29 protein-coding genes are annotated in these 26552 nt (G+C 64.6%); 16 read left to right on the forward strand and 13 right to left on the reverse strand.

Features of this window, described 5'->3' with window-relative positions; translation table 11 throughout:
- The first annotated feature begins 147 nt into the window (after positions 1–147).
- The 5 genes from A0U87_RS13215 to A0U87_RS13235 all read left to right on the forward strand — a co-directional run bounded on the left by A0U87_RS13215 (position 148) and on the right by A0U87_RS13235 (position 4251).
- Positions 148–1350, forward strand: a complete 1203-nt coding sequence (locus A0U87_RS13215; protein ID WP_037515969.1) for a pyridoxal phosphate-dependent aminotransferase — start codon at positions 148–150, stop codon at positions 1348–1350.
- 310 nt (positions 1351–1660) lie between these two features.
- Positions 1661–1822 (forward strand): hypothetical protein, encoded by a 162-nt coding sequence (locus A0U87_RS13220; protein ID WP_199909680.1) that lies wholly within the window; start codon positions 1661–1663, stop codon positions 1820–1822.
- Positions 1809–2483 (forward strand): peptide-methionine (S)-S-oxide reductase MsrA, encoded by a 675-nt coding sequence (gene msrA / locus A0U87_RS13225; RefSeq protein ID WP_122928734.1) that lies wholly within the window; start codon positions 1809–1811, stop codon positions 2481–2483. The genes A0U87_RS13220 and msrA overlap by 14 nt, the downstream gene beginning before the upstream one ends.
- Positions 2484–2567: 84 nt before the next feature.
- A complete protein-coding gene (locus A0U87_RS13230; RefSeq protein WP_048936397.1) occupies positions 2568–3686 on the forward strand; it encodes a zinc-binding dehydrogenase in 1119 nt (372 codons plus the stop codon).
- Positions 3687–3723: 37 nt separating this feature from the next.
- Entirely contained in the window at positions 3724–4251 is a 528-nt protein-coding gene (locus A0U87_RS13235) for a GNAT family N-acetyltransferase (protein ID WP_048936398.1), read from the forward strand.
- 80 nt (positions 4252–4331) lie between these two features.
- On the opposite strand, the gene infC is transcribed toward A0U87_RS13235, so the two are convergent.
- The gene (gene infC / locus A0U87_RS13240; RefSeq protein ID WP_029547879.1) at positions 4332–4865 is read right to left on the reverse strand and encodes a translation initiation factor IF-3; all 534 of its coding nucleotides are present in this window, start codon (positions 4863–4865) and stop codon (positions 4332–4334) included.
- A gap of 127 nt (positions 4866–4992) precedes the next feature.
- A complete protein-coding gene (thrS, locus tag A0U87_RS13245) occupies positions 4993–6975 on the reverse strand; it encodes a threonine--tRNA ligase (RefSeq protein WP_048936399.1) in 1983 nt (660 codons plus the stop codon).
- Positions 6976–7145: 170 nt separating this feature from the next.
- Between thrS and A0U87_RS13250 the strand changes: the two genes are divergently transcribed.
- The 3 genes from A0U87_RS13250 (at position 7146) to A0U87_RS13260 (ending at position 8453) form a co-directional block, all read left to right on the forward strand.
- Entirely contained in the window at positions 7146–7583 is a 438-nt protein-coding gene (locus A0U87_RS13250) for a biopolymer transporter ExbD (protein ID WP_048936400.1), read from the forward strand.
- Between the two features lie 94 nt (positions 7584–7677).
- Positions 7678–8265, forward strand: a complete 588-nt coding sequence (locus A0U87_RS13255; RefSeq protein WP_048936401.1) for a hypothetical protein — start codon at positions 7678–7680, stop codon at positions 8263–8265.
- Entirely contained in the window at positions 8262–8453 is a 192-nt protein-coding gene (locus tag A0U87_RS13260) for a helix-turn-helix transcriptional regulator (protein WP_004208912.1), read from the forward strand. Before A0U87_RS13255 ends, A0U87_RS13260 begins: the two co-directional genes overlap by 4 nt.
- A 1-nt stretch (position 8454) precedes the next feature.
- Here the strand turns inward: A0U87_RS13260 and A0U87_RS13265 are convergent, their stop codons facing one another.
- The 5 genes from A0U87_RS13265 to coaBC are packed head-to-tail and all read right to left on the reverse strand — an operon-like array spanning position 8455 to position 11656.
- On the reverse strand, positions 8455–8820 hold the full coding sequence (locus tag A0U87_RS13265) for a DsrE/DsrF/DrsH-like family protein (protein ID WP_170978397.1): 366 nt from the start codon (positions 8818–8820) through the stop codon (positions 8455–8457).
- A complete protein-coding gene (locus A0U87_RS13270; protein WP_048936402.1) occupies positions 8808–9575 on the reverse strand; it encodes a HesA/MoeB/ThiF family protein in 768 nt (255 codons plus the stop codon). Before A0U87_RS13270 ends, A0U87_RS13265 begins: the two co-directional genes overlap by 13 nt.
- Entirely contained in the window at positions 9572–9976 is a 405-nt protein-coding gene (locus tag A0U87_RS13275) for a hypothetical protein (protein ID WP_048936461.1), read from the reverse strand. The genes A0U87_RS13270 and A0U87_RS13275 overlap by 4 nt, the downstream gene beginning before the upstream one ends.
- 5 nt (positions 9977–9981) lie before the next feature.
- Positions 9982–10437, reverse strand: coding sequence for a dUTP diphosphatase (gene dut / locus A0U87_RS13280; RefSeq protein WP_048936403.1), 456 nt, complete (start codon positions 10435–10437; stop codon positions 9982–9984).
- Positions 10412–11656 (reverse strand): bifunctional phosphopantothenoylcysteine decarboxylase/phosphopantothenate--cysteine ligase CoaBC, encoded by a 1245-nt coding sequence (gene coaBC, locus A0U87_RS13285; protein ID WP_137405615.1) that lies wholly within the window; start codon positions 11654–11656, stop codon positions 10412–10414. Before coaBC ends, dut begins: the two co-directional genes overlap by 26 nt.
- 97 nt (positions 11657–11753) lie before the next feature.
- On the opposite strand from coaBC, the gene A0U87_RS13290 reads away from it, so the two are divergent.
- The gene (locus A0U87_RS13290; protein ID WP_137405616.1) at positions 11754–12578 is read left to right on the forward strand and encodes a hypothetical protein; all 825 of its coding nucleotides are present in this window, start codon (positions 11754–11756) and stop codon (positions 12576–12578) included.
- A 118-nt stretch (positions 12579–12696) separates the two neighbouring features.
- On the opposite strand, the gene ubiB is transcribed toward A0U87_RS13290, so the two are convergent.
- Both ubiB and A0U87_RS13300 read right to left on the reverse strand, forming a co-directional pair.
- Positions 12697–14238, reverse strand: coding sequence for a 2-polyprenylphenol 6-hydroxylase (gene ubiB / locus A0U87_RS13295; RefSeq protein WP_137405617.1), 1542 nt, complete (start codon positions 14236–14238; stop codon positions 12697–12699).
- Between the two features lie 7 nt (positions 14239–14245).
- Positions 14246–14977: a class I SAM-dependent methyltransferase gene (locus tag A0U87_RS13300; protein ID WP_010335632.1), complete on the reverse strand. Its 732-nt coding sequence runs from the start codon at positions 14975–14977 to the stop codon at positions 14246–14248.
- 180 nt (positions 14978–15157) lie between these two features.
- Here A0U87_RS13300 and mutM point away from each other — a divergent pair, with 180 nt between their 5' ends.
- The 4 genes from mutM (at position 15158) to A0U87_RS13320 (ending at position 18874) form a co-directional block, all read left to right on the forward strand.
- On the forward strand, positions 15158–15970 hold the full coding sequence (gene mutM, locus A0U87_RS13305; RefSeq protein WP_010335634.1) for a bifunctional DNA-formamidopyrimidine glycosylase/DNA-(apurinic or apyrimidinic site) lyase: 813 nt from the start codon (positions 15158–15160) through the stop codon (positions 15968–15970).
- A gap of 117 nt (positions 15971–16087) precedes the next feature.
- The gene (rpsT, locus tag A0U87_RS13310; protein WP_010335635.1) at positions 16088–16351 is read left to right on the forward strand and encodes a 30S ribosomal protein S20; all 264 of its coding nucleotides are present in this window, start codon (positions 16088–16090) and stop codon (positions 16349–16351) included.
- A 431-nt stretch (positions 16352–16782) separates the two neighbouring features.
- Positions 16783–18201 (forward strand): chromosomal replication initiator protein DnaA, encoded by a 1419-nt coding sequence (gene dnaA / locus A0U87_RS13315; protein WP_004210320.1) that lies wholly within the window; start codon positions 16783–16785, stop codon positions 18199–18201.
- A 67-nt stretch (positions 18202–18268) separates the two neighbouring features.
- Positions 18269–18874, forward strand: coding sequence for a peptidylprolyl isomerase (locus tag A0U87_RS13320; protein ID WP_048936407.1), 606 nt, complete (start codon positions 18269–18271; stop codon positions 18872–18874).
- 10 nt (positions 18875–18884) lie between these two features.
- Here A0U87_RS13320 and A0U87_RS13325 read toward each other — a convergent pair whose 3' ends face one another.
- From A0U87_RS13325 to A0U87_RS13340, 4 genes are all read right to left on the reverse strand, one after another.
- Complete coding sequence (locus A0U87_RS13325) at positions 18885–20579, reverse strand: EAL domain-containing protein (protein WP_048936408.1); 1695 nt, start codon at positions 20577–20579, stop codon at positions 18885–18887.
- A gap of 102 nt (positions 20580–20681) precedes the next feature.
- The gene (locus A0U87_RS13330) at positions 20682–21215 is read right to left on the reverse strand and encodes a Smr/MutS family protein (protein WP_048936409.1); all 534 of its coding nucleotides are present in this window, start codon (positions 21213–21215) and stop codon (positions 20682–20684) included.
- 9 nt (positions 21216–21224) lie between these two features.
- A complete protein-coding gene (locus A0U87_RS13335) occupies positions 21225–22490 on the reverse strand; it encodes a murein transglycosylase A (protein ID WP_048936410.1) in 1266 nt (421 codons plus the stop codon).
- On the reverse strand, positions 22487–23143 hold the full coding sequence (locus A0U87_RS13340; RefSeq protein WP_048936462.1) for a Tim44/TimA family putative adaptor protein: 657 nt from the start codon (positions 23141–23143) through the stop codon (positions 22487–22489). The genes A0U87_RS13335 and A0U87_RS13340 overlap by 4 nt, the downstream gene beginning before the upstream one ends.
- A gap of 221 nt (positions 23144–23364) precedes the next feature.
- Between A0U87_RS13340 and secB the strand changes: the two genes are divergently transcribed.
- The 3 genes from secB (at position 23365) to trpS (ending at position 26538) form a co-directional block, all read left to right on the forward strand.
- Positions 23365–23868, forward strand: a complete 504-nt coding sequence (gene secB / locus A0U87_RS13345) for a protein-export chaperone SecB (protein WP_048936411.1) — start codon at positions 23365–23367, stop codon at positions 23866–23868.
- Between the two features lie 69 nt (positions 23869–23937).
- Positions 23938–25512, forward strand: coding sequence for a murein biosynthesis integral membrane protein MurJ (gene murJ, locus A0U87_RS13350; protein ID WP_048936463.1), 1575 nt, complete (start codon positions 23938–23940; stop codon positions 25510–25512).
- A 21-nt stretch (positions 25513–25533) separates the two neighbouring features.
- Positions 25534–26538 (forward strand): tryptophan--tRNA ligase, encoded by a 1005-nt coding sequence (gene trpS / locus A0U87_RS13355; RefSeq protein ID WP_122927844.1) that lies wholly within the window; start codon positions 25534–25536, stop codon positions 26536–26538.
- Positions 26539–26552 lie beyond the last annotated feature (14 nt).

A 26552-nucleotide genomic window follows, 5' to 3' on the forward strand; every position in this document is an offset into this window, starting at 1 on the left:
GCGGTTGCTCCGGCGTCCTTTGCGCACTAAGGACCGCCGCGTCTGCCTGCGCGGCAGGCAAGGAGATAATATTATTTTTTGTCGCGATGCCGTCGAACGCGGACGCTTTTGTCCGTCTGGGCATCGCTCTGGAGAAAGATCATTGCCATGAGCCAGACTTCCGCAGCCCTCGGTCGCATCCAGCCCTCCGCCACCCTGGCGATGAGCGCGCGCGTGAATGCCCTTAAAGCCGAAGGCGTGGACGTCATTGGTCTTTCGGCCGGCGAACCTGATTTCGACACGCCCGATTTCGTGAAAGAGGCGGGGATCGAGGCCATTCGCAAGAATCTGACCCGCTATACCGATGTCGACGGCACTGCCGACGTCAAGGAAGCCGTGGCCTTCAAGTTCAAGCGCGACAATGGCCTGATCTACAAGCGCAGCCAGATCAGCGTGAACTCGGGCGGCAAGCACACCCTGTTCAACGCGCTGGTCGCCACCGTCGACGTGGGCGATGAAGTCATCATCCCGGCACCCTATTGGGTCAGCTATCCCGACATCGTGAACTTTGCCGGCGGCACGCCGGTGTTCATCGAAGGCCCGGCCAGCCAGGGCTACAAGATCACCCCGGCCCAGCTCGACGCCGCGATCACCCCGCGCACCAAGTGGGTGATGCTCAATTCGCCGTCCAACCCGTCGGGCGCCGCCTATTCGGCGACCGAACTCAAGGCGCTGGGCGAGGTGCTGCTGCGTCACCCGCATGTGCTGGTGATGACCGACGACATGTATGAGCATGTCTGGTACGCGCCGACCCCCTTCGCCACCATCGCCCAGGTGTGCCCGGACCTTTATGACCGCACCCTGACGGTCAATGGCTGCTCCAAGGCCTTCTCGATGACCGGCTGGCGCATCGGTTTCGCCGGTGGCCCTGAATGGATCATCAAGGCCATGGGCAAGCTGCAGTCGCAGTCGACCAGCAACCCCTGCTCGATCAGCCAGGCCGCCGCCGTGGCCGCGCTGACCGGCCCGCAGGATTTCCTGGAAGAGCGCAATGCCGCCTTCAAGAAGCGCCGCGACATGGTCGTCGCCATGCTGAACGACGCGCCGGGCCTCGACTGCCCGACGCCTGAAGGCGCCTTCTATGTCTATCCCGACGCCAGCGGCGTGATCGGCAAGGTGACGCCCAAGGGCCAACTGATCGACAGCGACGAAGCGCTGATCGGCTATTTCCTCGACGAAGCGAAGGTCGCGGCCGTCCATGGCGCTGCCTTCGGCCTCTCGCCGGCCTTCCGCATCAGCTATGCGACCTCGGAAGAGGTGCTCAAGACCGCCTGCGTGCGCATCCAGGAAGCCTGCGCAGCGCTGAAATAAGCGCCGGCCGATGATCGTCGGCCTGCAATAAGCTCTTGAAAATCCGGTCGCGATACTGTCTATCGCGGCCGGATTTTTCCATTGTCTCAAAAAATGAAACGGTCTTTTTCGCACTGCAGCGTCTTGTGATTGACGCCGCAGGCGCTATATGCCCGTTGCGTAAAGAAACTTATGTGCGGTGGCATTTCGTCGCTCCGCTCCCGTCCTTGGTCGAAAGCCGCTGTCCGGCGCGATCATGTTCAGACAGGGGCAAGGCGCAATGTCCTACCGGGCGACGATCGCGAAGATATCGCGACAGAAAGGCTTGGCCATGTTGGCGTTTTTGAAATCCGAACTGTTCTTCCGCTTCCTGGGTGGCTTTGCCATCGGGGCGGTCGCAATGTTCGCGCTTCAGCCCAATAATGAGCCGCCGGCGCTGACCTCGACCGCGATCGCGTCGACCGCGACCCCTGTCGGCAGTGCGGCGTTCTAAGGGCCTTTTCCTACTCCCCCTTGCGGCGCTCGCCGCCGCGTCTTCCCCATTGCATGCCGAACCTGCCGTCCCCGCGCCGATTCCGGCGCTGGATGCGCAGCCGACCCGGTCGCTGGAAACCGCGATCTTCGCGGGCGGCTGCTATTGGGGTGTCGAGGGCGTCTTTTCCCATGTGAAGGGCGTCAGGCTCGTCGTGGCGGGGTTCGCCGGCGGCCCGCGCGACCGCAAGGTCGATTATGACATGGTCAGCGGCGGCGATACCGGCTTCGCCGAGTCGGTCCGGGTCACCTATGATCCGAAGATCGTCAGCTACGGCACGCTGCTGCGCATCTTCTTCTCGGTCATCACCGATCCCACCACGCTCAATTATCAGCGGCCCGACAGCGGCACCCAATATCGCAGCGCGCTCTTCCCGCTCAATCCAGAGCAGGACAAGGCAGCGAGCGCCTATCTCATACAGTTGCAGAAGGCCGAGCTGTGGCGCGACCCGATCGTGACCAAGGTGGAGCCCTTCACCGGCTTCCAGGATGCCGGAGCCGATCATCAGGACTTCATGGCCCGCTATCCCTATCATCCCTATATCCAGCGCTGGGACATGCCCAAGCTCAAGGCATTCCGCGCCATGTATCCCACGCTCTACCGCGCGGTCCCCGCCGCCTGATCGCGCCGATGCTGGCCGATGGCGGCGTGGCAGGCTAAGCCCCTTTCATCGCCGCAATGTCATCGCCGCCAAGGGAGCCTCCTCATGTCCGACATCACCGGTCTGCAAATTCTTTCGACCCTCGCGCCCGATGGCCGACTGACCGTATCGCTGGCAGAGCAGACCCTGCCAGCGCCGACCGGATCTCAGGTCGTGCTGCGGGTCGAGGCGGCGCCGATCAATCCATCCGATCTCGGGTTTCTGCTGGGGTCGGCCGATGTCGACCATGCCGAATATGGCGATGGCTATCTGGTGGCGCAGATGCCCGAGGCAGCGATGCGCGCCATGGCCTCGCGCCTGGGCGAAGCGATGCCGGTCGGCAATGAAGGGGCGGGCACGGTGATCGCAGCGGGCGAAGCGCCGGAGGCGCAAGCGCTGCTCGGCAAGCGCGTCACCTGTGTGCCGGGCGGCATGTATGCCCAATATCGGCTGGTCGATGCGCGCGCCTGCATGGTCTTGCCGGATGGCGCCACGGCGGAGCAGGGGGCATCGGCCTTCGTCAATCCGATGACTGCGGTCGGCTTTGTCGAAACCATGCGGGCAGAGGGGCACAAGGCGCTGGTCCATACTGCGGCGGCCTCCAACCTTGGCCAGATGCTCGTCAAAATCTGCCAGGCGGACGACATCCCGCTGGTCAATATCGTCCGCAGCCCGGCGCAGGTTGCGCTGCTGCGCGATCTGGGCGCGCGCCATGTGCTCGACAGCACGGCCGATGATTTTGCCGAACTGCTGGTCGCCGCTCTGAGCGAAACGGGGGCGACCATCGCCTTTGACGCGATTGGCGGCGGATCGCTGGTCAGCCGGATATTGGGCGCGATGGAACAGGTGGCGAGTGCGGGCGCTGCCTATAGCCGCTATGGCTCCGCCACCATGAAGCAGGCCTATATCTATGGCGCCCTAGACCTGTCGCCAACCCTGCTGACGCGCAGCTTCGGCTTCAGCTGGCGGGTCGGCGGCTGGCTGCTGACGCCTTTCCTGGCGCAGGCGGGGGCGGACACGGGGGAGCGGATGCGCGCCCGCGTCCGCGCCAATCTCACCGGCCTCTTCGCCAGCCACTATAAGGCGCGCCTGTCGCTCCGCGAGGCGCTGACGCGCGACGCGGTGCTGGCCTATAATGCCCGCCGCACCGGCGAGAAATATCTGATCGTGCCGAACGCCGCCTGAGCCCTTATATGAACCCATCAAGGAGTGACCTGCGCCAATGACCATTCGGGATGCCGGCCCGGCCGATGCGCCGGCCATCGCGGCCATCTATAATGACGCGGTCGTCAACACGACGGCGATCTGGAACGATCATCAGGTCGACGCTGCCAATCGCCGCGCCTGGCTGGCGGAGCGGCAGGGGCAGGGCTATCCGGTGCTGGTCGCGGTCGATGCGCTGGGCGACGTGGTTGGCTATGCCTCCTTTGGCGACTGGCGCGCCTGGGATGGCTATCGCAACACGGTCGAACATTCGGTCTATGTCCGCGCCGATCAGCGCGGGGCGGGAATCGGCAAGGCGCTGATGCTCGCCCTGATCGATCGCGCCCGCGCGATCGGCAAGCATGTCATGGTCGCCGGCATCGAGGCCGGCAATATCGGGTCGATCCGGTTGCACGAGCAACTGGGCTTCACCCAGGTCGGCCTGCTGCCGCAGGTCGGCATGAAATTTGGCCGGTGGCTTGACCTGGCCTTCCTGCAACTGGCGTTGGATGCACGCGCCACGCCCGACACGTCGTTGATCGACTAAGTCGCGCTCAAATGCGTATCGGGCGGAGTCTGTCGCCAGACCCCGCCCGATACGCATGTTCTTCAATGTCGCGGCGCCATTTATTTCGGCGAAAGAACCATCAGCATCTGGCGGCCTTCCATGCGCGGATAGGCTTCGACCTTGGCGATCTCGGCGACATTTTCCGCCACGCGCTGCAGCAGGTTCATGCCGAGCTGCTGGTGGCTGAGTTCGCGGCCGCGGAAGCGCAGGGTGATCTTCACCTTGTCGCCATCGCCGATGAAATCATGGACCTTCTTCATCTTCGTATCATAATCATGATCGTCGATGTTCGGACGCATCTTGATCTCTTTGAGTTCCTGCGTCTTCTGGGTCTTGCGGGCGATGTTCGCCTTCTTCTGGGCTTCGTACTTGAACTTGCCGATGTCCAGGAACTTACAGACTGGCGGATCGGCGTTGGGCGACACTTCGACCAGGTCCAGGCCAACGTCGGCGGCCTGCTCAATCGCCTCCTGCGTAAACATCACGCCCAAATTTTCGCCTTCGTCATCGATCACGCGCACCTTGGGCACGGTGATGAATTCGTTATACCGGGGGCCGGACTTCGGCGGCGGCGCCAGTGGGCGGCGCATCATCGGGGGACGTATAGCAGCTTCTCCTGAGTCTATTAAAACCGAGTGGCTCTTAGCGGCTTTTCTACAAAACCGAAAGGGGTGCGTGCCTCCGTCGTAACGGAATCACGCACCCTGTGGCATTGCTGCCTCAACCCATATCGGGTGCGCGACCTTCTTTTTCAAGGCGCGCAATCACTTCGCTCAGCGAAAGCATGGTCTGGCCATCCTTGCCCAGTTCGCGCAGCGCGACCGTGCCTTCTTCCGCCTCGCGCCGGCCGACGACCAGCAGGTTGGGCACCTTGCCCAGCGAATGTTCGCGTACCTTATAGTTGATCTTCTCGTTGCGCACGTCGGCTTCCGCGCGAATGCCAGCGGCGCGCAGCTTCTCGACCACGTCCAGTGCATACGTATCCGCATCCGACACGATCGTCGCGACCACCGCCTGCACCGGCGCCAGCCACAGCGGGAACTTGCCGGCATAATGTTCGATCAGGATGCCGATGAACCGCTCATAGCTGCCGAAGATCGCGCGGTGCAGCATCACCGGCCGATGACGCTCGCCATCCTCGGCAATGTAGGAAGCGTCCAGCCGCTCGGGCAGCACGCGGTCCGACTGGATCGTGCCGACCTGCCAGGTGCGGCCGATCGCGTCGGTCAGGTGCCATTCCAGCTTGGGCGCATAGAAGGCGCCTTCGCCGGGCAGTTCTTCCCAGCCATATTCGGGCGTGTTGAGGCCGGCGGCGGCGACCGCGTTGCGCAGTTCCTCTTCCGCCTTGTCCCACATTTCCTCGGTGCCGAAGCGCTTTTCCGGGCGCAGCGCCAGCTTGATCGAGTAGGTGAAGCCGAAATCCCGGTAGATCCGGTCGGCCAGCGCACAGAAGGCGCGCACTTCCTCGACGATCTGGTCCTCGCGGCAGAAGATATGGGCGTCGTCCTGGGTGAACTGGCGTACCCGCATCAGGCCATGCAGCGCGCCATGCGGCTCGTTGCGGTGGCAGCAGCCATTTTCGTAGAAGCGCAAGGGCAGGTCGCGATAGCTCTTGATCCCCTGCTTGAAGATCAGGATGTGCGCCGGGCAGTTCATCGGCTTCAGGGCCATCCAGTCGACATCGTCCGACACCAGCGGGCCTTCGTCCGCCACATTCGGCACTTCGTCGGGGATGACGAACATATTCTCGCGATATTTGCCCCAATGGCCGGACTGCTCCCACTGGCGCGCGTCCATCACCTGCGGGGTCTTCACCTCGCGATAGCCCGCATCGTCGATCGCGCGGCGCATATAGGCTTCCAGCTCGCGCCAGATCAGATAGCCCTTGGGGTGCCAGAAGACGCTGCCATGCGCTTCCTGCTGCAGGTGGAACAGGTCCATCTCCGCGCCCAGCTTGCGATGGTCGCGCTTGCCGGCCTCTTCCAGCCGCGTCAGATGCTCGTTGAGCTGCTTCTTGTTGAGCCAGCCGGTGCCATAGATGCGGCTCAGCATCGCGTTCTTCTGGTCGCCGCGCCAGTAAGCGCCCGACACGCGGGTCAGCTTGAACGCGGCCGGGTCCAGCTTGCCGGTGGAGGCCAGATGCGGGCCGCGGCACATGTCGTACCAGCCGTCACCACTATGATAGACGGTCAGTTCCTCGCCCTGCGGCAGCTCGGCGGCCCATTGCGCCTTGAACGTCTCGCCGGCCGCTTCCCACTGGGCGATCAGCGTGTCGCGGGCGATGACTTCGCGGCGCAGCGGCTTGTTGGCGGCGATGATCTTGCGCATCTCCGCCTCGATCGCGGGCAGGTCTTCCTCGGCAAAGGGGCGATCCTTGGGCGCGAAGTCATAATAGAAACCATCGTCGGTCGCCGGGCCGAAGGTGATCTGCGTGCCGGGGAACAGCGCCTGCACCGCTTCGGCCAGCACATGGGCGAAATCGTGGCGCGCCAGTTCCAGCGCGTCGGCCTCGTCCTTCGCCGTCACCAGCGCCAGCTGCGAATCCTGTTCCAGCGGGCGCATGATGTCGCGCAACTCGCCGTCGACCTTCGCAGCGATCGCCGCCTTGGCCAGGCCCGGCCCGATCGCCGCTGCAATATCCGCCGGGGTAGTGCCGGGCGCGACTTCACGCACGGAACCATCGGGCAGGGTGATCTTGAGCATGGCGGACACGGGGGGTCTTTCTGTGAAATGTTCAGGTTGCACGGCCCAAAAAGCCGCGCCTTCCCCATAAATGGGCGGTCTGCCCTGTCAATAGAAGCCCTCTTGCCAAGAGTCACCCATGGGCGCATGTTTTATGTGCTGATATATCATTATCAGCGCAGGAGGGACTTATGGCTTTGAGCTTTGCAAAATCCCGTGGCGCGCAGGATGACGCGCCGATGGGCGAGATGAACACGACGCCGCTGATCGACGTCATGCTCGTGCTGCTGATCATGTTCATCATCACCATCCCGATCCAGACCCACAGCGTGGGTATCAACCTGCCCCAGGCGCCGGTCGATACCAGCCTGCCCCAACCCGATCCGATCAAGAACAAGGTGACGATCGACGCATCGGGCGTGGTCCGCTGGAACGGCAATGCGGTCGATGCCCTGACGCTGCGCCGCTATCTCGCTCAGACGCTCGCCATGCCGGTCGAACCGGAACTGCAATTCCAGCCCGACGCCGCCGCCCGCTATCTGGTGGTCGACCAGACCCTGGCCGACATCCGCCGTTCCGGCGTCACCAAGCTCGGCTTTGTCGGCAATGAGCGCTATGGCCAGTTCTGACAAGGATACGCGATAAAATGTAAAGGTAAGTTGACTCGTTGCTTCCTGTTTCTGTAAAGGACGCTTGACCCTTTCAGAGCAGGAGGCACGAGTCATGATCGCCCCGGAACCCATTCACCCCTTTCCCTGGCGCATCTGCGCTGCCGCCGCGCTGTTCACGGTGCTGATGGTGGCCGCTGCCGTCGCCGCCAACATCTTCACCATCAGCGGCAACGGCAAATTGCCGCTGATGGTGCCGGGCCTGCTGGCGCTGGGCTGGCTGATCTGGGAAGCGATGCGGCTGGCGCGCGGCGTGCCCGGATCGGCGATCGCCCGCTATATCGGCCGGGTCGTGCCGCTGATGATCGCCAATATCGTCACCGTGGTCGCGGCCATCACCATCCAGCGCGAATGGCATCCGGCGGGCGTCCTGGCCGTGCTCGTCGCCTTGCTGCCGGCGCCGCCGCTGATCGGCTTCATCTGGGCGATGGGACGCCTTCTGGTGGAGGAGAGCGACGAATATCTGCGTATGGTCCATGCCCGGCGCGCGCTGATCGCGGCCGGTTTCATGCTGGTGATCACCACTGTCTGGGGCCTGCTCGAAGGTTCCGGCCTTGCCCCCCATGCGCCCGCCTATGCCGCCTTCATCCTGTGGAATTTGGGCCTGTTGCTGGCGCCGATCCTGCCCGGCGGCCGCGCATGAAGAACCGGCTCAAGATATTGCGGGCGGAGCGCGACTGGAACCAGAGCGATCTCGCCGCCCAGCTCGGCATCTCGCGCCAGAGCGTCAACGCGATCGAGACGGGCAAATATGACCCCTCGCTCCCGCTCGCCTTCCGCATCGCCGACCTGTTCGGTTTGAAGATCGAGGATATCTTCCTGCGCGACTGATTCAGGCGATCAGCAGCCGGGCTTCTGAGTCCATCTGTTGCAGGAAGGAGAGTGGGCCGCCGACCTCTACACCTTTGGGCAGGCTGTCGGCGGACAGCCCAGATAGTGCAAGGCCGCTCTGGCAGGCGATCATGGCGACGTCCATGTCCAGCGCTTCGTTCACCAATTCGGAGAGCGTAGGCAAGCCTGCCGCGTGGTGCGCATCATCCTGTGGTGCAGCCATTGGACGTGCTAATAGGCCCACGGCATCCAGTTGCAGGAACAGGCTGGCCTCGCCGCCCAATGCCGCCTGCGCCGTGGCCAGCACCAATGCGCCACGCAGCCGCTCCGCATCGGCCGTCATGACGACGATCCTCAGGGCGCGCACAGTTCCGCCGCACAGCCGGGGCAGGCCGGATCCTTGGGCACGCCCAGCGTGCGGAAACGCATCGCCAGCAGGTCCGCGATCAGCAACTGCCCCGCCATGTCGGTGCCGAACGGCACCAGCGCCCGGATCACCTCCAGCGCGGCCAGACTGCCCATCACCCCGGTCAGCGCGCCGATCACACCGGTTTCCGAACAATTGCGCTCGGGCGCATCGACCGGGCTGCCGACCAGGCAGCGATAACAGGGCTTGTCCGTCTCCCAGCCGCGATAGGTGGCGAGCTGCCCCTCGAACGGGCCGACCGCCGCCGACACCAGCGGCATGCGCAGCGCTTGCGCGGCATCGGCGACCACCAGCCGGGTGGCGAAACTGTCGCACCCGTCCAGCACGACATCGGCCTCGCGCAGCAGCATGGCGGCATTGTCCGCGTCGATCCGCGCATTGATCGGGATCAGCTTGATGTCGGGATTGATCCGGGCGACCGCCGCCATCGCCGCTTCCGCCTTGGGCGTGCCGATCTCGGCGGTGCCGAACAGCACCTGCCGCTGCAGATTGGACAGGGCGACGGCGTCATCGTCGATCACCCGGATCGTGCCGACGCCGGCGGCCGCCAGATAAAGAATGGCCGGGCTACCGATGCCGCCCGCGCCGATCACCGCCACATCGGCCGACAGCAGCCGCGCCTGGCCGGCGCCGCCAATTTCCTTCAGCACGATATGGCGCGCATAGCGCTCCAGTTGATCGTCGGTCAGCGTCACGAGGCGTCCGACCAGAGGAAGCGCACCTGCGAGCGCATCCAGACCGGTTCGTCGGTGCCGGTCTTGGGGAAGCTGCCCTTGAGCGTGCCGAGGATGCGCTTGCTCACGAATGTTTCGACATCCGGGCAGCGGACATTGACCGGCGCGATCTTCAGCGGCCGGCCCTGACCGTCGAGCAGGAACAGCACATCCAGTTCCAGCAGTTGCGAGCCTTCATAATTGACCGCGCCGCTGCACGATGCCTTGCGGTAGAGAGTGTGAACATTCTCCGACCATTTGGGCGACACCTTGCGACCCTGCCAGCCCTCGATCACCGGCACTTCGCTCAGATCCTGGGGCATGGCGGGCAGCGCCTGCGGTGTGGCGGCGGCAAGCATCAGCGAAAGCAGCGGGGTCATCATGATGGTCATACTCCCGTAGAACCGAAGCCGCCCATTCCGCGGACGGTATCGTCGAGCATATCGACCTCGACGAAGCTCGCAAGCTGAACCGGCGCAACCACCAGTTGTGCGATGCGATCGCCCCGCTTGATCGGGAAGGGATCGGCGCCATGGTTGATCAGCAGCACCTTGAGTTCACCGCGATAATCGGCGTCGATCGTGCCGGGAGCGTTGGGCAGGGTGATGCCATGCTTGAGCGCCAGGCCGGACCGCGGCCGCACCTGAATCTCATAGCCTTCGGGAATCGCCAGCGCGAAACCGGTCGCGACCGGATGGCGATCGCCGGGGTTGAGGGTGATCTCCTCGGCCGACACCACGTCCATGCCGGCGGCATGTGCGGTCGCATAGGCGGGGACGGGCAGGCCCTCGCCATTGGGCAGGCGCATGAGTTGAATATCAATCGGCGGCAGCGGAGAGGGCATTGGCAACCTTTTCGATGAGTTTGGTGGCGACATCGCTCTTGGCCATGGCGGCCCAGCTTTCGATGCCGGTGGATGTGACGATCTGGACGCTGTTGCTGTCGCCGCCCATGACGTCGCCCGACACATCATTGGCGACGATCCAGTCGGCGCCCTTGCGGGCCAGCTTGGCCTGCGCATGTTCGGCGATCTTCTGCGTCTCGGCGGCAAAGCCGATCAGCAGGCGGGGGCGGCGGGCATGATGGCCCAGCGTCGCCAATATGTCGGGATTCTCGACCAGGGCGAGCGGCGCGGGCTGGCCGGAGCCATCCTTCTTCAGTTTCTGCTCGGCCGCGTCGGCGGTGCGCCAGTCGGCAACGGCCGCGACCATGATCGCGGCATCGGCGGGCAGCGCGCCCTCGACCGCCGCCAGCATCTCGCGCGCGGTCTCGACATCGATGCGGGTGACCCTGGCAGGTGTTGGCAGATGGACTGGGCCGGCCACCAAAGTCACCTTCGCCCCAGCGCGGGCGGCAGCGGCGGCGATGGCAAAGCCCTGCTTGCCCGAAGACCGATTGGCGATGTAGCGCACCGGATCGATCGGCTCATGCGTCGGCCCGGCAGTCACCAATATATGGCGCCCGGCCAGCGGCTCATCCGCGCCCGCGAAATCAGGTTGGCCCGCCAGCGGATCGGGCAGGGGGGCGGCGGCCAGAAGGCGCCCGATCTCCGCTGCGATCGCTTCGGGCTCGGGCAGCCGGCCCTTGCCATATTCGCCGCAGGCCATCTCGCCATCGTCGGGCGTCATGATGCGGACGCCATCGGCATGGAGCTGCGCCAAGTTCCGCTGCGTCGCCTTGTGGTGCCACATGCGCACATTCATCGCCGGCACTGCCAGCACCGGCTTGTCGGCGGCAAGCAGGATGGTGGTGGCCAGATCATCGGCGATGCCCGCCGCCATCTTGGCGAGGATATTGGCGGTGGCCGGTGCGACGACGATCAGGTCTGCCTGCCGCGACAGCTGGATATGGCCGATCTCGCGCTCTTCCTTGAGGTCGAACATGTCGCCATAGACATGATCCTCGGTCAGCACGCCCAGGCTCAGCGGCGTGACGAACTGCTGCGCGCTTTCGGTCAGCACCGCCCGCACGGCGATGCCGCGCCGGCGCAACTGGCGCACCAGTTCCAGCGACTTATAGGCCGCAATGCCGCCGGAGACGATGAGAAGGACACGCTGGGTCATATGTCTTCCTTGCCCGTTGGCCGCGCATGAATCAATCGTCGCACCGGCCGGCATTCATGATAGGATGCGTCTTCCATTTTCGTCTCTGGGGGCTGGGATGATGGGCGGACGGCTGTTGACGATGGCGGTGATGCTGGGGCTGGCGGGTTGCAACAGCGCGCCGATGCAGGGCGAGAGCGCATCGTCCGATGTCGAAAATGCGGCGGCCCCCATGCCCGGAGCGATCCCCGAAGATGCGCTCGACAATGCGATGAACGCGGCCGACATCATGCCCGGCAATGCCGTCAGTCCGGATACTGGCGGCCCCGTTTATGGCGGCGGATCGGTTGAGCCGGGCAATGCGGCTGGTGGTACGGCGGATGATCCCTGGTGCCCCGCCGCGCGCGCAGCCATGCCAGCCGCGCGCTGCGCGGCACTCGCCGCCCAGCGTGATTCGTTGGAGCAAGGGGTTGCCGCCTTCAATCCACCGCGCATGATGATGCGCGGTGCTGCCACCCGAGTCGTGCTGGCCATAGGCGCGCAGGCTGAACGGAGCGAGACGATACGCGCTGCCGGCGGCCGTCCGGCCGATGTTCAGGTGTCCCCGATCCGTATCGGTCGCTACATGCGCGCCGCGCTTAGCGGCAGCGCCTTTGATATCGTGCCGATCGGCGATCCTCAGCGCGATCTGGGGATGAGCGGCAGCGAACAATGGGAATGGGATGTCACCCCGACCCGCGCGGGCGATCAGACATTGCAGGTTCGGATCGAGACTTTCGCCCAGGATGGGGAGGGCCATGCGACCCGGCTCAAACTCTATCAGAGCGCGCCGATCGCAGTCAGCGTCCATGTCACCGACCGGGAAGTCCGGGCCGAGAAGATTCAGACCGCCAAGGACGATATCAAGGATACGACTGGCCTGCTCGAAAGCCTGCGCGGATGACTGTTGGCGCTAGCAGGCGTCATTGTTGCGGCTTCGCTGGTGGTGTGGCGTATGCGCGGCTTTGGCAAGAGGCCGGACGACGACAAGAATGATCCGTCCGGCTCTTAACCCTGTGACTTCATAGGAAAGTCGTGGCCGCGGCCATCGCCCCGGCGCCGATCGCCGCGGCCAGCAGCGCGATCAGCCCATAGCGCCAGCCGCCGCCCACCTGGATCAACTTTACGTCGCCCAGCGGGAGCGGTGGCGGGGCACCGCCCTTTTCGGGGAAGGCATCCTCGATCCGGCGGACCAGTGCTGGCAGCCGCTGGATCAGGCGCCAATTCTCGATCAGCGCATCGGCCGCCTTGGCTTCCGGCCGCAATTCGGTGCGCAGCCATTCCTTCACATAGGGGCCGCTCGTCTCCCACATGTTGATTTCGGGATCGAGCTGATGCGCGACGCCCTCGACCATCACCATCGTCTTCTGCAGCAGCAGCAGATGCGGCTGGGTCTGCATGTCGAAATCGCGGGTGATGGCGAACAGGCCGTCCAGCATGCCGCCGACCGACAGTTCGCTGGCCGGCTTGCCGCGCATCGGCTCGCCCACGGCGCGCAAGGCGGTGGCGAACTCGTCGACATTATGATGGCCGGGCACATATTGCGCCTCGAAATGGATTTCGGCGACGCGTTTGTAGTTGCCGGTGATCAGGCCATAGAGAATCTCGGCCAGCCACATGCGCGCGCGCCGATCGATCCGCCCCATGATGCCGAAATCGATCGCGACGATGTCGCCATTGCCCTTCACGAACAAATTGCCCTGATGCATGTCCGCGTGGAAGAAACCCTCGGCGATCGCCTGGCGCAGGAAGGCGTTGACCAGCCGCGCGGCGATGTCCTTGAGGTCATGGCCGGCGGCGATCAGCGCATCGCGATCGGAGATCTTGATGCCGTCGATCCACTCCATCGTCATGACCTTGCCGGTCGTGCGATCCCAGTCGATGGCGGGAATGCGATAGCCCGGCATCGCTTCCATCGCCTCGGCCAGTTCCGATGCCGATGCCGCCTCGCGCCGCAGGTCCAGCTCCCGCGCGGTCCAGCGCTTCATATTGGCGATCACCAGACGCGGACGCAGGCGGGCCACTTCGCCGCCCAGCATCTCGACATGGGCGGCGGCCCATTCATAGGTCTGGATGTCGCGGTTGAACTGATCGATCACGCCGGGGCGGATCACCTTGACCGCCACGTCGCGGCCATCGGTGGTGACGGCGCGATGCACCTGTGCGATCGATGCGGCGCCGACCGGTGTCTCGTCGAAGTGGGCATAGACCTGCTCCAGCGGCCGGCCGAAGCTCTGCTCGATCTGGGCGCGGATCGTCTCGAACGGCACCGGGGGCAGGGCGTCCTGTAAGCGCAGCAGGTCGTTCGCCGCCTCCTCGCCGACCAGGTCGGGGCGGGTCGCCAGCGTCTGGCCCAGCTTGATCGCGGCCGGGCCGATCGACTGGAACGCGTCGGCATAGCGTGGCTGCTTGGGCACGCGCGCGCCGAAGCGGGCCAGGCGGACCAGCCGGCGCACCGGCGTCGGCGTCAGCGGATCGCGTTCTATGCCAGTGAGGGCGCCATGGCGTGCAAGTGTCCGGCCCCATTTCAGGAGCCGCCAGATATGAGTCGCGTGGGTGGTCATGCGGGCGTCAGATCTTCCAGCCCGAATGAATCGCCACCAGTCCGCCCAGGATCGGCTCGACCTTGGTGTTCACGAAGCCGGCATCGCGGATCATGCCCTCGAACTTGGGCATGGGCGGGAAGCGGCGGATCGATTCGATCAGATAGCGATAGCTGTCGGCATCATTGGCGAACAGCTTGCCCAACTGCGGCACCAGCTTGTGCGAATAGCTGTCATAGACATCGGAAAAGCCCGGCCAGGTGGTGGTCGAAAATTCCAGGCAGAAGAAACGGCCGCCAAACTTCAGCACGCGGTGCGCCTCACGCAGCGCCATGTCGATATGGGTGACGTTCCGGATGCCGAAGGCGATCGTATAGGCGTCGAACTCCCGGTCGCCAAAGGTCAGCGTTTCGGCATTCTGCTCCGACCAGATCAGGCCCTCATAGCCCTTCTTCTGTGCCCGTTCGACGCCCACGGCCAGCATCTCGGGGTTGATGTCGGACACGGTGATATGCGCGCCCAGCTTGTGCATGCGAAAGGCGATGTCACCGGTGCCGCCGGCCATGTCCAATATCTGTTCGCCCGGCTGCGGCTTCACGCGCTTGACGAACTGATCCTTCCACAACCGATGGGCGCCGCCCGACATGGCGTCGTTCATCAGGTCATATTTGGCGGCGACATTGGAAAATACGGCGCGGACCATGCCGGCCTTCTCGGCGGCATCGACGTCGCGATAGCCGAAGGATGCTGTTTCGCTCATGCGGTTCGCTCTAGAGCCTGATCGTGCCAGATGGAAGCGCTATGCGCGCTTACGCGATGCGGCGAATCCCGCTCTTGTATGATTGCGCAGTTTCAGCGCCAATCCGGCGCGAAGGCATGGGTTGGGAGTTGGGCGTAAACGCCCCTGTCGCTCCGCTATCCGGCATCCTACATAGGGACCATGCCAGAGCTTCCCGAAGTCGAAACCACCGTTTCCGGCCTGCGATCCGTCCTGCAGGGCGCGACCCTCACACGGGTCGAGCCACGCCGCGCCGATCTGCGCTTCCCGATTCCGGTGGACCTGCGTCAGCGTATGACCGGCGCCACCGTCACGGGACTGTCGCGCCGGGCCAAATATGGCCTCATCGAAACCGATCGCGGCGACATGATGATTTTCCACCTCGGCATGTCGGGGCGATGGCGAATCGATCCGGCGGAAATCGGGGCGCATGACCATCTGTTGCTGGAGACGGGCAACGGGCATCTTCTCTCGCTCAACGACCCGCGCCGCTTCGGCTCGCTGGATCTGGTGCGCAGTGACGCCTGGCAGGGCTATGCCCCCTTCACCCGCATGGGGCCGGAGCCATTGGGGCCGGATTTCGACGCGGCCTATCTGGCGAAGGTGCTGGATGGCAAGGCGACGTCGATCAAGGCGGCGCTGCTCGACCAGCGCATCGTCGCGGGGCTGGGCAATATCTATGTATGCGAAGCGCTGAACATGGCGGGCATCGCCCCGACTCGAGCGGCAGGGCGCATATCGAAGCCCCGACTCACTTTGCTGGTAGAAGCGATTCGTACCGTTCTGTCCGCCGCCATCGTCGCCGGCGGTTCCACCCTGCGCGATTATGCGCGGCCGGATGGCGAATTGGGCTATTTCTCCAATCAATGGCGAGTCTATGGGCGCGAAGGGCAGATTTGTCCCTGTGGCGGCACCGTGCAACGCCGAGTCGATGGGGGGCGATCGACCTTCCATTGCCCCAAATGCCAGAAATAGCGGGGGGCTCGCTGGTTGACGACACCCCGGAACAGCTGTAAGGGGCGCACCTTCACGAGGCTGGTTGGCGAATCCGACGGGCCTCTTCCCGAGATTTGATGAGAACCGAGGAATAGAATGGCCAATACGCCGCAAGCCAAGAAGCGCATCCGTCGCAATGAGCGTCGCGCCGCGATCAATGGCGCCCGCATCAGCCGGATCCGCACCCTGGTGAAGAAGGTGGAAGCCGCCATCCTCGCCGGTGACAAGGATGCTGCTGCGACCGCGCTTCAGACTGTCCAGCCCGAACTGGCCCGCGGCGTTGCCCGTGGCGTTTTGCACAAGAACACCGCCGCTCGTAAGTTCGGTCGCCTGACCAAGGCCGTCGGCGCGATCGCCTAAGCCTTACGTTAAGCTACCCGCTTATCTGAAAAGCCCGCTCCGGATCGCCGGAGCGGGCTTTTTCTGCTGGAGTCACGGAATAGTCATTTCCCTGACCCGCGAATTTCTCACGATTCGAGCCGGATCGTCAGAATCGCTGCCAAGTAATTCACTGAAAAATAGCCATAATTTGTGAATCTGCAGTTTTCCGCGGGATTCCCGAGTCAACGTCTTTATTTCAGTTTTTTGAAGCGACCCGCCCTTGATCCGGCGAAGCGGCCCTGTCTATTTTGATCCTCCGGCCGCTGATCGAATCACTTCCTGGCGGTCGTCATAATGTCAGTCGATGTATCAGACTCGGAAAGGCGGGGGCGCTTTTCCGAACCATCTTGTTGCGTCCGATAGTCGTGCCCTCAGGGGCATTTTTGTTGGTATTTTGGGGGCAGCATTCAATGAAGGATAATGCGGCGGTGCTTGGAATTCAGGACGGAGAGGCAGCGGCAGATATGGCCCGCCTGGAATCCGCCTGGACGACCATCCGCACCGGTCTGCGCCGCGACATCGGCGCGCGCATGTTCGACCAATGGTTGAAGCCTGCGCGCCTGGGTGACTATTGCCCCGATTCGCAGACGCTGGATCTCCATTTTGCGTCGGATTTCAGCGCGAATTTTGTTTCCGGCCAGTTTGGCGATCGCCTGCGCATGGCCTGGCGCTGCTCGGGCGCTGGCGTGCGTGAAGTGCGCCTGCGCCGTGCGCCCGATTCGTCGGGTCCGCGCCTGCTGGAGGTGAAGCGCGACGTGGCCGCAGCCGTGACGGCGCCGGCGATCGTTGCCGCTGCGCCGACCGTCGCCTGCAATTTCCAGCCGCGCCACGCCTTCGACCAGTTCGTTCCGGGTGAAACCAACCAGCTCGCCTATTCGGCGGCGCTGGCGATGGCGGGGGAGGCGGAGCCCCGCTTCACGCCGCTCTTCATCCATGGCGGTACCGGTCAGGGCAAGACGCACCTGCTGCACTCGATCGCACGGGCCTTCTCGGCCCATTCGCCGAGCGCACCGGTGCTCTACATGTCGGCCGAACGCTTCATGGTCGAGTTCGTCAATGCGATGCGCTCGAACGAGACGATGGCGTTCAAGGCCCGCCTGCGCGCCGCGCGCCTGCTGCTGATCGACGATATCCAGTTCATCGCCGGCAAGGGCTCGACCCAGGAAGAATTCCTCCACACGATCAACGACCTGATCGATACCGGTGCCCGGATCGTCGTGACCGCCGACCGCGCGCCGCAGATGCTGGACGGCATTGATCCGCGCATCCTGTCGCGTCTGGCAGGCGGCCTGGTCGCCGATATCCGTCCGGCGGGGCTCGACCTGCGCCTTGCGATTCTGGAGGCGCGCCGCGCCCATGCCGGCGATCCGCCGGTGCCCGATGCGGTGATTGACTTCCTTGCCCGTTCGATCCGCTCGAACGTGCGCGAACTGGAAGGCGCCTTCAACAAGCTGGTGGCCTATGGCCAGCTGACCGGTCGCTCGATCGATCTGGAATTTGCCCAGACCATGCTCGCCGATGCAGTGCGCGCCAATGTGCGTCGCCTGACCATCGACGAGATCCAGAAGGCCTGTGCCGCGCATTTCAAGATCGACCTGTCGGAAATGAAGTCGAAGCGCCGTGCGCGCGCCGTCGCGCGGCCGCGTCAGGTGGCGATGTATATCTCGAAGAAGATGACGCCGCGCTCGCTGCCGGAAATCGGCCGCACCTTTGGCGGTCGTGATCATAGCACGGTGATTCACGCGGTGCGCACGATCGAGAAGCTGCGCGAAAGCCATCCGGACATGGACGCCGACGTCCGCGCCCTGATGCGCCAGCTGGAAGGCTGACAGCAGCCTCAACCATGGCTGACTCCATGGGCTGACAGGGCAGGGTGGTTGGACTAGGCTTGATGCCATGATCCGCACCCTGGCCCTGTTCCTCCTTGCCGCGCTGGCCTCCGGTCCGCTGCTGGCCCAGTCTCCAACGCCCGTTGCGTCAAGCGATGTGCGGGTGGCGCTCGATACGAGTGCCGGACGCATCGTGGTGGCGCTGCATCCCGATAAGGCACCGGTCACGGCCGGTAATTTCCTGCGCTATGTCGACCAGAAGCGGTTCGACGGCACCGTCTTCTATCGGGCCGTCGGCGGCCCGGATTACGGCTTCATCCAGGGCGGGACACAGAATGACCCCAAGCGCGTCCTGCCGCCGATCAAGCATGAGCCGACGAGCCAGACGGGCCTCACCCATGATGATGGCGCGCTGTCGATGGCGCGCTATGCACCGGGCAGCGCGACCGGGGATTTCTTCATCGTGCTGGGCAAGATGCCGGCGATGGACGCGCATCCCGAATCGGCCGGCGACAATCAGGGCTTTGCCGTTTTCGCGCATGTGGTCGAGGGGCTGGATATCGTGAAGGCCATCCAGGCCGGTCCGAAATCGCCCACCGCCGGCAATGGCGTGATGAAGGGGCAGATGCTGGAGCCGGTGGTGAAGATCCTGTCGGCCCGACGCCTGCCCTGAATCGTCCGGCTTAGAGGCTGCGTCGTTCCGTCGGTTCGACGGTGGGCGCGGCGGCATATCGATCCAGATATTGCGCCTCGCCCATCGGCCTGGCGAGGTGATAGCCTTGGAACAGGGTGCAGCCGATGACGCGCAGCATGTCCATCTGCGCCTGCGTCTCGACCCCTTCGATCACCACTTCCATGCCAAGGCCCTGAATCAGACCGACGACCGCGCTGCAGATCGTCCGCGCCTCTGCGGAGGTCGCGATGTCGCGCACCAGGCTGCGGTCTATCTTCACCCGGTCGACCGGCAATTCACGCAGCCGGGCCAGATTGGAATAGCCGGTGCCGAAATCGTCGATGGCGATTCGCACTCCATCCTGTCGCAGCGCGCTGAGCTGTCCCAACACGCGCTCGTCCATGTCCATTGCCAGCGATTCGGTGATCTCCAGCTCCAGCATGGGCGGTGGGGTCTGGTGCGTCGCCATGGCGTGGCGCAGGCGCAGGAAGAAATCGGCCTGCGCCAGTTCACGAGTCGAAATATTGATCGCGATTCGCTGATGCACGCCCGATCGCGCCCAGCGCGCAGCGGTCTCGCATACCCGGCTCATGACCCAGTCGCCCAGCGCGACGATCATGCCGCTTTCCTCGGCAACCGGCACGAAGGCGCCGGGCATGATGAGCGCGCGTTCGGGATGGACCCAGCGCACCAGCGCCTCGGCCGTGACCGCATGGGCCACGCCGCCATGGCTCATTTCGATCTGTGGCTGAAATTCCAGCAGGAATTCGTCGCGCTCCAGCCCCAGCAACAGGTCGCGTTCCAGTTCGGCCCGGTCCGCCGCTTCCAGCGCCAGTTCGGCGGTGAACATCTCGGCGCGACCCCGGCCTTCATGCTTGGCATGATACATGGCGATGTCGGCCGATCGCAGCAGCGCGGACAGGCTGTCGCCATGGTCGGGGTAGCAGGCGATACCGATCGACGCGCCCAGATCGACATGCTGGCTGCCCAGTTCGAATCGTTCGCCCAGCGCGAACTGGATGGCACGCGCGATGCGTGAAGCCGCATCGCGATTGGGCAGGGTAGGGAAGAACATGGTGAACTCGTCGCCGGCCAAGCGGCCGATCACGGCGTCGCCCAGGCCTGCGCTGACCTGGGCCATCACCACTTCGCGCAGGCGACCTGCTACGCGCGCCAGCAACTGGTCGCCGGCCGCATGGCCCAGCGTATCGTTGACCGCCTTGAATCCGTCCAGGTCGATGAAGAACAAGGCGGCCGGTCCCGCACCGTCACGCTCGACGAGCAGGCGTTCGACCTGCCGGCAGAAGCTGGTGCGGTTGGCAAGGCCGGTCACCTGGTCGAACAGCGCCAGCGTCTGGACATGGTCCAGATTGGTGCGGACCTGGCTGAACAGGCTTTCCATCGCCACCGACAGGTCGGGCAGTTCCAGTCCGATCTCGGCGGGGACATGGGAATGAAGATCGCCATGAGCGGCGGCCAGCAGCCGCTCCGTCGCGGTATCGATGGCGCTTGCGGTGGCGGCGATGGTGCGCTGGGCCGATGCCCAACTCATCGTGCCGCACAGGATCGCGATGATCAGGGATCGGCCGACATCGACCAGATCGTCGGCCGCACCATGGCCCAATAGCAGCGACAGGATGAAGACGAGCGCGCCGGCCGCACAGGCAAAGGCAGCAGCGCGGCTTTTCACTGTCACGCCCTGCATGTGCCTCCCTGCCTGCTCAAAGCCCCCGATAATCGGTGCTGCTGGATCAGGCGGATATGAAGGACAGTGGTTAAGAAAAGGTCAGTGGCTGCGCAAATTGCGTCATTTTTTGCGGCGCAGGATCAGGTAGATGGCGCCGTCGCCGCCATGACGGGGATGGGCGATGCGCACGCTGGCGATGCGATCGGCATAGGGGCTGGTCTCCAGCCAGTGGCCGATCTCGCCCCGGATCGCGCCGCGCCGGCTCGAATCCCCGTGGCTGCTGGCTTTTGGCGGCTTGCCGGTCACGACCAGCAGCACCCGGACATCACGGGCAATCGCTGCCGCCAGCGCCTGATTAAGCCTGACATGGGCACCGGCCAGATTATGGCCGTGCAGATCGATCGACATGTCGGGGGCGATGTTGCCGCTACGGATTCGCTTTTCCCAGCCAGTGTCGAGTACGGCCGCTGGCGTGCGGGCGGGGGTGATCGGCACCGCCTTGGCAGGCTGCGGCGTTAACCTTGTTTCCGGGATCGGCACCGGGGCGACAACGGGCAGGGGCGGACGGATCAGCCCCGGCCGCAGCGGCCGGACCGAGCGCGTCAATGCGCCCCAGAGCGCCTGCTCTTCAGAAGATAGGGTCCGGCGTCGCATGGCGCGCGATCACGGGCGCGCCAGCCGTGCGGCGGACCCGATCGGCAGCAATATCAGTGCGCTGCCCCGAGCGGACATGCCGCCGGCAATGCCGCGCGCGCGGTCGCCTGCCCCCCAGAAACTGTCGAACCGATTGGCGCCCTTGATCGCGCCGCCGGTATCCTGGGCGATCCAGATGCCATTGGGTTCGGCCCGGTCCAGCGACAGCAGGACAGGGGCGCCCAGTGGAATATATTTGGGATCGGCCGCCACCGTCGCCTCGGCCGTAACCGGTACGCCCAGCGCGCCGATCGGTCCCGCGCCGGTCAATTCACGGAAGAAGACGAAGCTCTTATTCTCGTTCATGATCGCCGCGCCCTCAGCGGGGTGGGCGCGCAGATATTGCATGATGTCCTGCATCGACCCGGCCTGAATCAGGCCGCGATCCTTCATCAGCTTGCCGATGCCGGTATAGTCGCGCCCATTCTGCCCATCATAGCCGATGCGCATCACGCCGCCGTTGGGCAGGGTCAGCCGGCCGCTGCCCTGGACCTGCAGGAAGAAGAATTCGACCGGGTCGGCGGCCCAGGCCAGCTCCAGCCCGCGCCCGGCGAGCGATCCGTCGACGATCTGCGATCGCTCGTCGAACGGCACGAAATTGCTGCCCTGCACCTTGCCGCGGATGGTGCGGCCCTTCAGGCTGTCGCTGAACAGGCCGAGGTTGACGTCGATCAGTTCCGCCGGGCGGCGATAGATCGGCACCTGATAGCCGGGCTGGCGGGTGCGCGACCCGGCGATTTCCGGCTCATAATAGCCGGTGACGAAGGCCTTGCCCTCGCCCACCTGCACCGCCTCGAAATAGCGGGAGAAAAATTCGGCGGCGGTCGCTTCGGGCCAGCTCGACGCCGCGCTGCATGCGCTGTTCCAGTCCGATCCGCGCGTGAGGCCGCTCTGGTCGGTGCGCTTCATCAGCGTCGGACAGGAAATGCGAAAGGCCTGGAGAGCGGCGCGGGCGCGCTCGCCGGACGGGATCAGGCTGGCAATGTCGGGGCCGGGCGTGACGCCCAGGCCGGCGGCATTGGCCTGCTCCGTGGACAGGTCGCTCGGCGATACGGTCGGCAATTTGGGCGGCAGGGTGGGGCGGGGCGTGGCAGGAACCGGCCGGGTCGCGCCTTCGCCGCTACCGTTCGGCCGGCTTGGTGCAGGGCCGCTGGCCGATGGCGGAATTACGCCGCCCGCGCAGGCGGACAGCATCAGCGCCGCAAGCAGCGCCCCCCCCGAATGACGCAGGCTCACGCTGCCTCGTCGGTTTCGCTGAGCTTCCAGTTGGGATCCGCGCTGCGGATGTCGCGGGTGAAGGTCCAGATATCGTTGGTGCCGACAGCGTCGGTCAGCGACCCGGCGATGACATTGCCGTCCTTGTCGCGGGTGACGGCGGCAATGTCTGCCTCGAACCGCAGCGAGACTTCAGCGATGCGGCCATTGACGCTGGCATCGACGATCTGTGCCTTCTCGATCCGTACCAGGCGGTTGTCGAGCAAATGGCCTTCCGCTTCGCGCGCCGCGATCGCTTCCTCGAAGGAGCCGAGAACATCGGCATCGCACAGCCAGGCCAGTTCGTCGCGATCACCGCGCCAGAAGGCTTCCAGCACCATCTTGTAGGCGCTCTTGGCGCCCTCGACGAACTGCGGCACGTCGAAGCTGCGATCGGCACTGATCAGCGCGCGCACGCCGGCTTCGCCTGCCGGGGTAATGAGGCCTTCGGCCAGGCGAACCGAATCGCCCGTCGCTTCCGGCATCGGGCGGGGCTGCAAGCCGCCCACCTTGGCGCGTTCCTCCGCCGGACGCAGCGCAGGCTCCTGCTCATGGCCCGTCCGCTTTCCAAGAACGGAATAGAGCCGCAGTGCCAGGAAGCCGGCAATCATGGCGAGGATGACGATCACGTACACGGAGGCAAATACCCTTTGTTCGGGATGATGTTCCATCAACATAGGCATGTTTGCACGATACTTCAAATATCGGCTTGCCCTGTAATGCGCAGCAATTGGCCGACGTTGCTTCCTGTCGGGCGGCATTGCCCTGATCTTTCGCCACTGCTAAGCGCGCGGATCGATATGGCGGGCTGTTCCGGCCCTTCGAGCAACGAACGATCAGCAAGGATTTGAGGACAATGGCCGACGAAGCCGACACCATCCAGACCAACGTGACCGGCAATGGCGCCGACACCGCGCCGCAGATCGCGCTGATCAGCCAATATGTGAAGGATCTGTCGTTCGAAAATCCGAACGCTCCGGCCGTCTATCAGTGGCAGGACCAGCCCCAGATCGACGTCCAGTTCAACATCGGCGCCGACCGCGTCGGTGACGAAGTGCTGGAAATCGCCCTGAAGATCGAGGTCAAGGCTGTCGCGCCGCAGGGCACCGCCTTTGCCGTCGAACTGGTCTATGCGGCCCTGTTCGGCATGCGCAACGTGCCCGAGGACCAGATTCAGCCCTTCATGCTGGCCGAAGCGCCGCGCCTCGTCTTCCCCTTCGCGCGCCGCGTACTGGCCGACGCGATCCGCGACGGCGGCTTCCCGCCGCTGCTGCTCGATCCGATCGATTTCGGTGCGCTCTATCTGCAGCAGGCCGAACAGATGCAGGTAACCACGGGCGAACCCGCCGGCCACGCCTGATTGCATCATGCTCCTGATTCCCGTTCGGGCTGAGCCCGTCGAAGCCCGAACGGCATGGAGAGCCGCCGCATGAAATTGGTGAAGGCCCTTGGCTCGGTCGGCGGGCTGACGCTCGCCAGCCGGGTGCTCGCGCTGGTGCGCGATTCGCTCGCGGCCCGTTATGTCGGCGCCGGCTTCGCGTCGGATGCTTTCAACGGCGTCGCCTTCCGCCTGCCCAACATGTTCCGCGCCCTCTTTGCCGAAGGCGCCTTTTCCGCCGCCTTCATCCCGCTGTTCAACAAAAAGGCGGCCGGGCCGGGCGGCATGGCCGACGGCTATCATTTTGCCGAGCGTGCGCTGGCGGTGCTGCTGCCGGTCCTGATCCTGTTCACGATCGTCCTGCTGGCGGCCGCCTGGCCGATCACCTGGGCGTTGTCGGGCGGCTTCTCGCGCCAGAATCCGACGCCGGATCAGTTCGCCTTCGCCGTCACTTTGTCGCGCATCACCATTCCCTATCTGGCGCTGATCAGCCTGGCCTCTTTGCTGGGCGGCATCTTGAACTCGCTCGACAAATTCTGGGTCAATGCGGCCGCACCGATCCTGCTCAACGTCGCGATGATCGCCGGCCTGTGGTTCTTCCACGGCGCCGACGAATATGAAACCGCACGGGTACAGGCGATGTCGGTCACGGTTGGCGGCGCGCTGCAACTGCTCTGGCTGATCTGGGCCTGCAAGCGGGCCGGCGTCTCGATGAAATTGAAGCGTCCGCGCCTCGACGCCGACGTGCGCGAGCTGCTGCGCCTGATCGTGCCGGCCGCTGCCGGCGCCGGCGCGTCGCAGATCAACCTGCTGATCTCCACCGCCCTGTCGGGCTGGCTGCTCGCCTCGGGCTCGATCACCTATATCTATTATGCCGATCGGTTGAATCAGTTGCCGCTCGGCCTGATCGGCATCGGTCTGGGCACCATCCTCCTCCCCACCATCTCGCGCATGTTGTCGAAGGGCGAGGATCAGGCGGCGATGGAGACGCAGAACCGGGGCATCGAACTCGCCCTGTTCCTGACCCTGCCGGCGACCGTCGCCTTCATCACCGTGGCCGAACCTATCGTGCGCGGCCTGTTCCAATATGGCCGCTTCAGCGCCGAGGATGCGATGCGCTGCGGCTGGGCACTCTCCGCCTTCTCGATCGGCCTGCCCAGCTATGTGCTCGTGAAGGTGCTGACGCCGGGCTATTATGCGCGCGGCGATACGAAGACGCCGGTGCGCTATGCGATGTTGTCGATCGCCATCAATATCGTCGGCAATCTCGCGATGATCCCCACGCTTGGCCATATCGGCCCGCCGCTCGCCACCGCGCTCTCCTCCACCGTCAATGTCGCGATGCTCTATCGCACCTTGGTCGCGCGTGGGCATTTTACGGCAGACCCGCAACTGCGCCGCCGCATCCCGCGCCTCGCCGTGGCGGCGGTCGTCATGGGCGTTGCGCTCTGGGCGGGAGAGGATCTGCTCGATCCGATGCTCTCGGGCACGATGGTCAGCCGCTATATCGGCCTTGCCCTGCTTGTCGGCGCGGGCGTCGCGCTGTACGGGCTGGCATGCTTCGTCACCGGCGCCTATCGCCTATCCGACCTCAAGGCGCTGATGCGGCGGCGAGGCACCACATAATCAACAGAATGGATTAGAGTAATGCGCGTCCTTTCCGGCATCCAGCCCACCGGCAATCTGCACCTTGGCAACTACCTTGGCGCGATCCGCAACTGGGTGAAGATGCAGGACGAGATGGATGAAGGCAGCCAGTGCTTCTTCTTCCTCGCCGACATGCACTCGATCACCGTGCATGAAGGGCGCGAGCAGCGCATCCGCAACGTGCGCGACATGGCCGCCGCCCTGGTTGCCTCGGGCATCGATCCCGATCGCTCGGTCCTCTTCAACCAGGCGCGCGTACCGGCCCATGCCGAACTCGCCTGGCTCTTGAATGGCACCGCGCGGATTGGCTGGCTCAACCGGATGACCCAGTTCAAGGACAAGGCGGGCAAGGATCGCGAGGGTGCGTCGGTCGGCCTGTTCGTCTATCCGGTGCTGCAGGCGGCCGACATCCTGCTCTATCAGGCGACCCATGTTCCCGTGGGCGAGGACCAGAAGCAGCATCTCGAGCTGTCGCGCGATATCGCCACCAAGTTCAACACCGATTTCGGCGTCGATGTCTTCACCCTGCCGGCGCCGATCATCCCCAAGGAATCTGCGCGCATCATGTCGCTGCGCGACGGCACGGCGAAAATGTCCAAGTCCGATCCTTCGGATATGAGCCGCATCAACCTAACCGACGAGGATGATGCGATCATGACCAAGGTGAAGAAGGCCAAGACCGATCCCGAGCCGCTGCCCGAAACGGCGGAGGGTCTGGCCGGTCGTCCGGAAGCGACCAACCTGGTCGGCATTTACGCCACCCTGTCGAACAGCACGCCTGACGCAGTCTGCGCGCAGTTCGCGGGCAAGGGCTTTGGCGCGTTCAAGCCGGCGCTGGGCGAGTTGCTGGTCGAAACGCTGCGGCCGATGCGCGAGCGTTTCGTGGAACTGCGCACCGACGATGCCGCGCTTGATGCGATCCTCGACAAGGGCGCGGCCAAGGCGGCGGCGGCGGCCGAACCGACCCTGCGCGCCGCCTATGATGCCATGGGTCTGATGCGCTGAGCCAACTGGAAGGA

Source organism: Sphingobium sp. MP9-4 (assembly GCF_005281675.1).
Classification (GTDB): Bacteria; Pseudomonadota; Alphaproteobacteria; order Sphingomonadales; family Sphingomonadaceae; genus Sphingobium; species Sphingobium yanoikuyae.

Bases quoted from the DNA above. Each gene is read 5' to 3' on its own strand.
- A0U87_RS13215 (WP_037515969.1), top strand. From the start codon at position 148: ATGAGCCAGACTTCCGCAGCCCTCGGTCGCATCCAGCCCTCCGCCACC.
- A0U87_RS13220 (WP_199909680.1), top strand. From the start codon at position 1,661: ATGTTGGCGTTTTTGAAATCCGAACTGTTCTTCCGCTTCCTGGGTGGC.
- A0U87_RS13230 (WP_048936397.1), top strand. From the start codon at position 2,568: ATGTCCGACATCACCGGTCTGCAAATTCTTTCGACCCTCGCGCCCGAT.
- A0U87_RS13235 (WP_048936398.1), top strand. From the start codon at position 3,724: ATGACCATTCGGGATGCCGGCCCGGCCGATGCGCCGGCCATCGCGGCC.
- infC (WP_029547879.1), bottom strand. From the start codon at position 4,865: ATGATGCGCCGCCCACTGGCGCCGCCGCCGAAGTCCGGCCCCCGGTAT.
- thrS (WP_048936399.1), bottom strand. From the start codon at position 6,975: ATGCTCAAGATCACCCTGCCCGATGGTTCCGTGCGTGAAGTCGCGCCC.
- A0U87_RS13250 (WP_048936400.1), top strand. From the start codon at position 7,146: ATGGCTTTGAGCTTTGCAAAATCCCGTGGCGCGCAGGATGACGCGCCG.
- A0U87_RS13255 (WP_048936401.1), top strand. From the start codon at position 7,678: ATGATCGCCCCGGAACCCATTCACCCCTTTCCCTGGCGCATCTGCGCT.
- A0U87_RS13260 (WP_004208912.1), top strand. From the start codon at position 8,262: ATGAAGAACCGGCTCAAGATATTGCGGGCGGAGCGCGACTGGAACCAG.
- A0U87_RS13275 (WP_048936461.1), bottom strand. From the start codon at position 9,976: ATGATGACCCCGCTGCTTTCGCTGATGCTTGCCGCCGCCACACCGCAG.
- dut (WP_048936403.1), bottom strand. From the start codon at position 10,437: ATGCCCTCTCCGCTGCCGCCGATTGATATTCAACTCATGCGCCTGCCC.
- coaBC (WP_137405615.1), bottom strand. From the start codon at position 11,656: ATGACCCAGCGTGTCCTTCTCATCGTCTCCGGCGGCATTGCGGCCTAT.
- A0U87_RS13290 (WP_137405616.1), top strand. From the start codon at position 11,754: ATGATGGGCGGACGGCTGTTGACGATGGCGGTGATGCTGGGGCTGGCG.
- ubiB (WP_137405617.1), bottom strand. From the start codon at position 14,238: ATGACCACCCACGCGACTCATATCTGGCGGCTCCTGAAATGGGGCCGG.
- A0U87_RS13300 (WP_010335632.1), bottom strand. From the start codon at position 14,977: ATGAGCGAAACAGCATCCTTCGGCTATCGCGACGTCGATGCCGCCGAG.
- mutM (WP_010335634.1), top strand. From the start codon at position 15,158: ATGCCAGAGCTTCCCGAAGTCGAAACCACCGTTTCCGGCCTGCGATCC.
- rpsT (WP_010335635.1), top strand. From the start codon at position 16,088: ATGGCCAATACGCCGCAAGCCAAGAAGCGCATCCGTCGCAATGAGCGT.
- dnaA (WP_004210320.1), top strand. From the start codon at position 16,783: ATGAAGGATAATGCGGCGGTGCTTGGAATTCAGGACGGAGAGGCAGCG.
- A0U87_RS13320 (WP_048936407.1), top strand. From the start codon at position 18,269: ATGATCCGCACCCTGGCCCTGTTCCTCCTTGCCGCGCTGGCCTCCGGT.
- A0U87_RS13325 (WP_048936408.1), bottom strand. From the start codon at position 20,579: ATGCAGGGCGTGACAGTGAAAAGCCGCGCTGCTGCCTTTGCCTGTGCG.
- A0U87_RS13330 (WP_048936409.1), bottom strand. From the start codon at position 21,215: ATGCGACGCCGGACCCTATCTTCTGAAGAGCAGGCGCTCTGGGGCGCA.
- secB (WP_048936411.1), top strand. From the start codon at position 23,365: ATGGCCGACGAAGCCGACACCATCCAGACCAACGTGACCGGCAATGGC.
- murJ (WP_048936463.1), top strand. From the start codon at position 23,938: ATGAAATTGGTGAAGGCCCTTGGCTCGGTCGGCGGGCTGACGCTCGCC.
- trpS (WP_122927844.1), top strand. From the start codon at position 25,534: ATGCGCGTCCTTTCCGGCATCCAGCCCACCGGCAATCTGCACCTTGGC.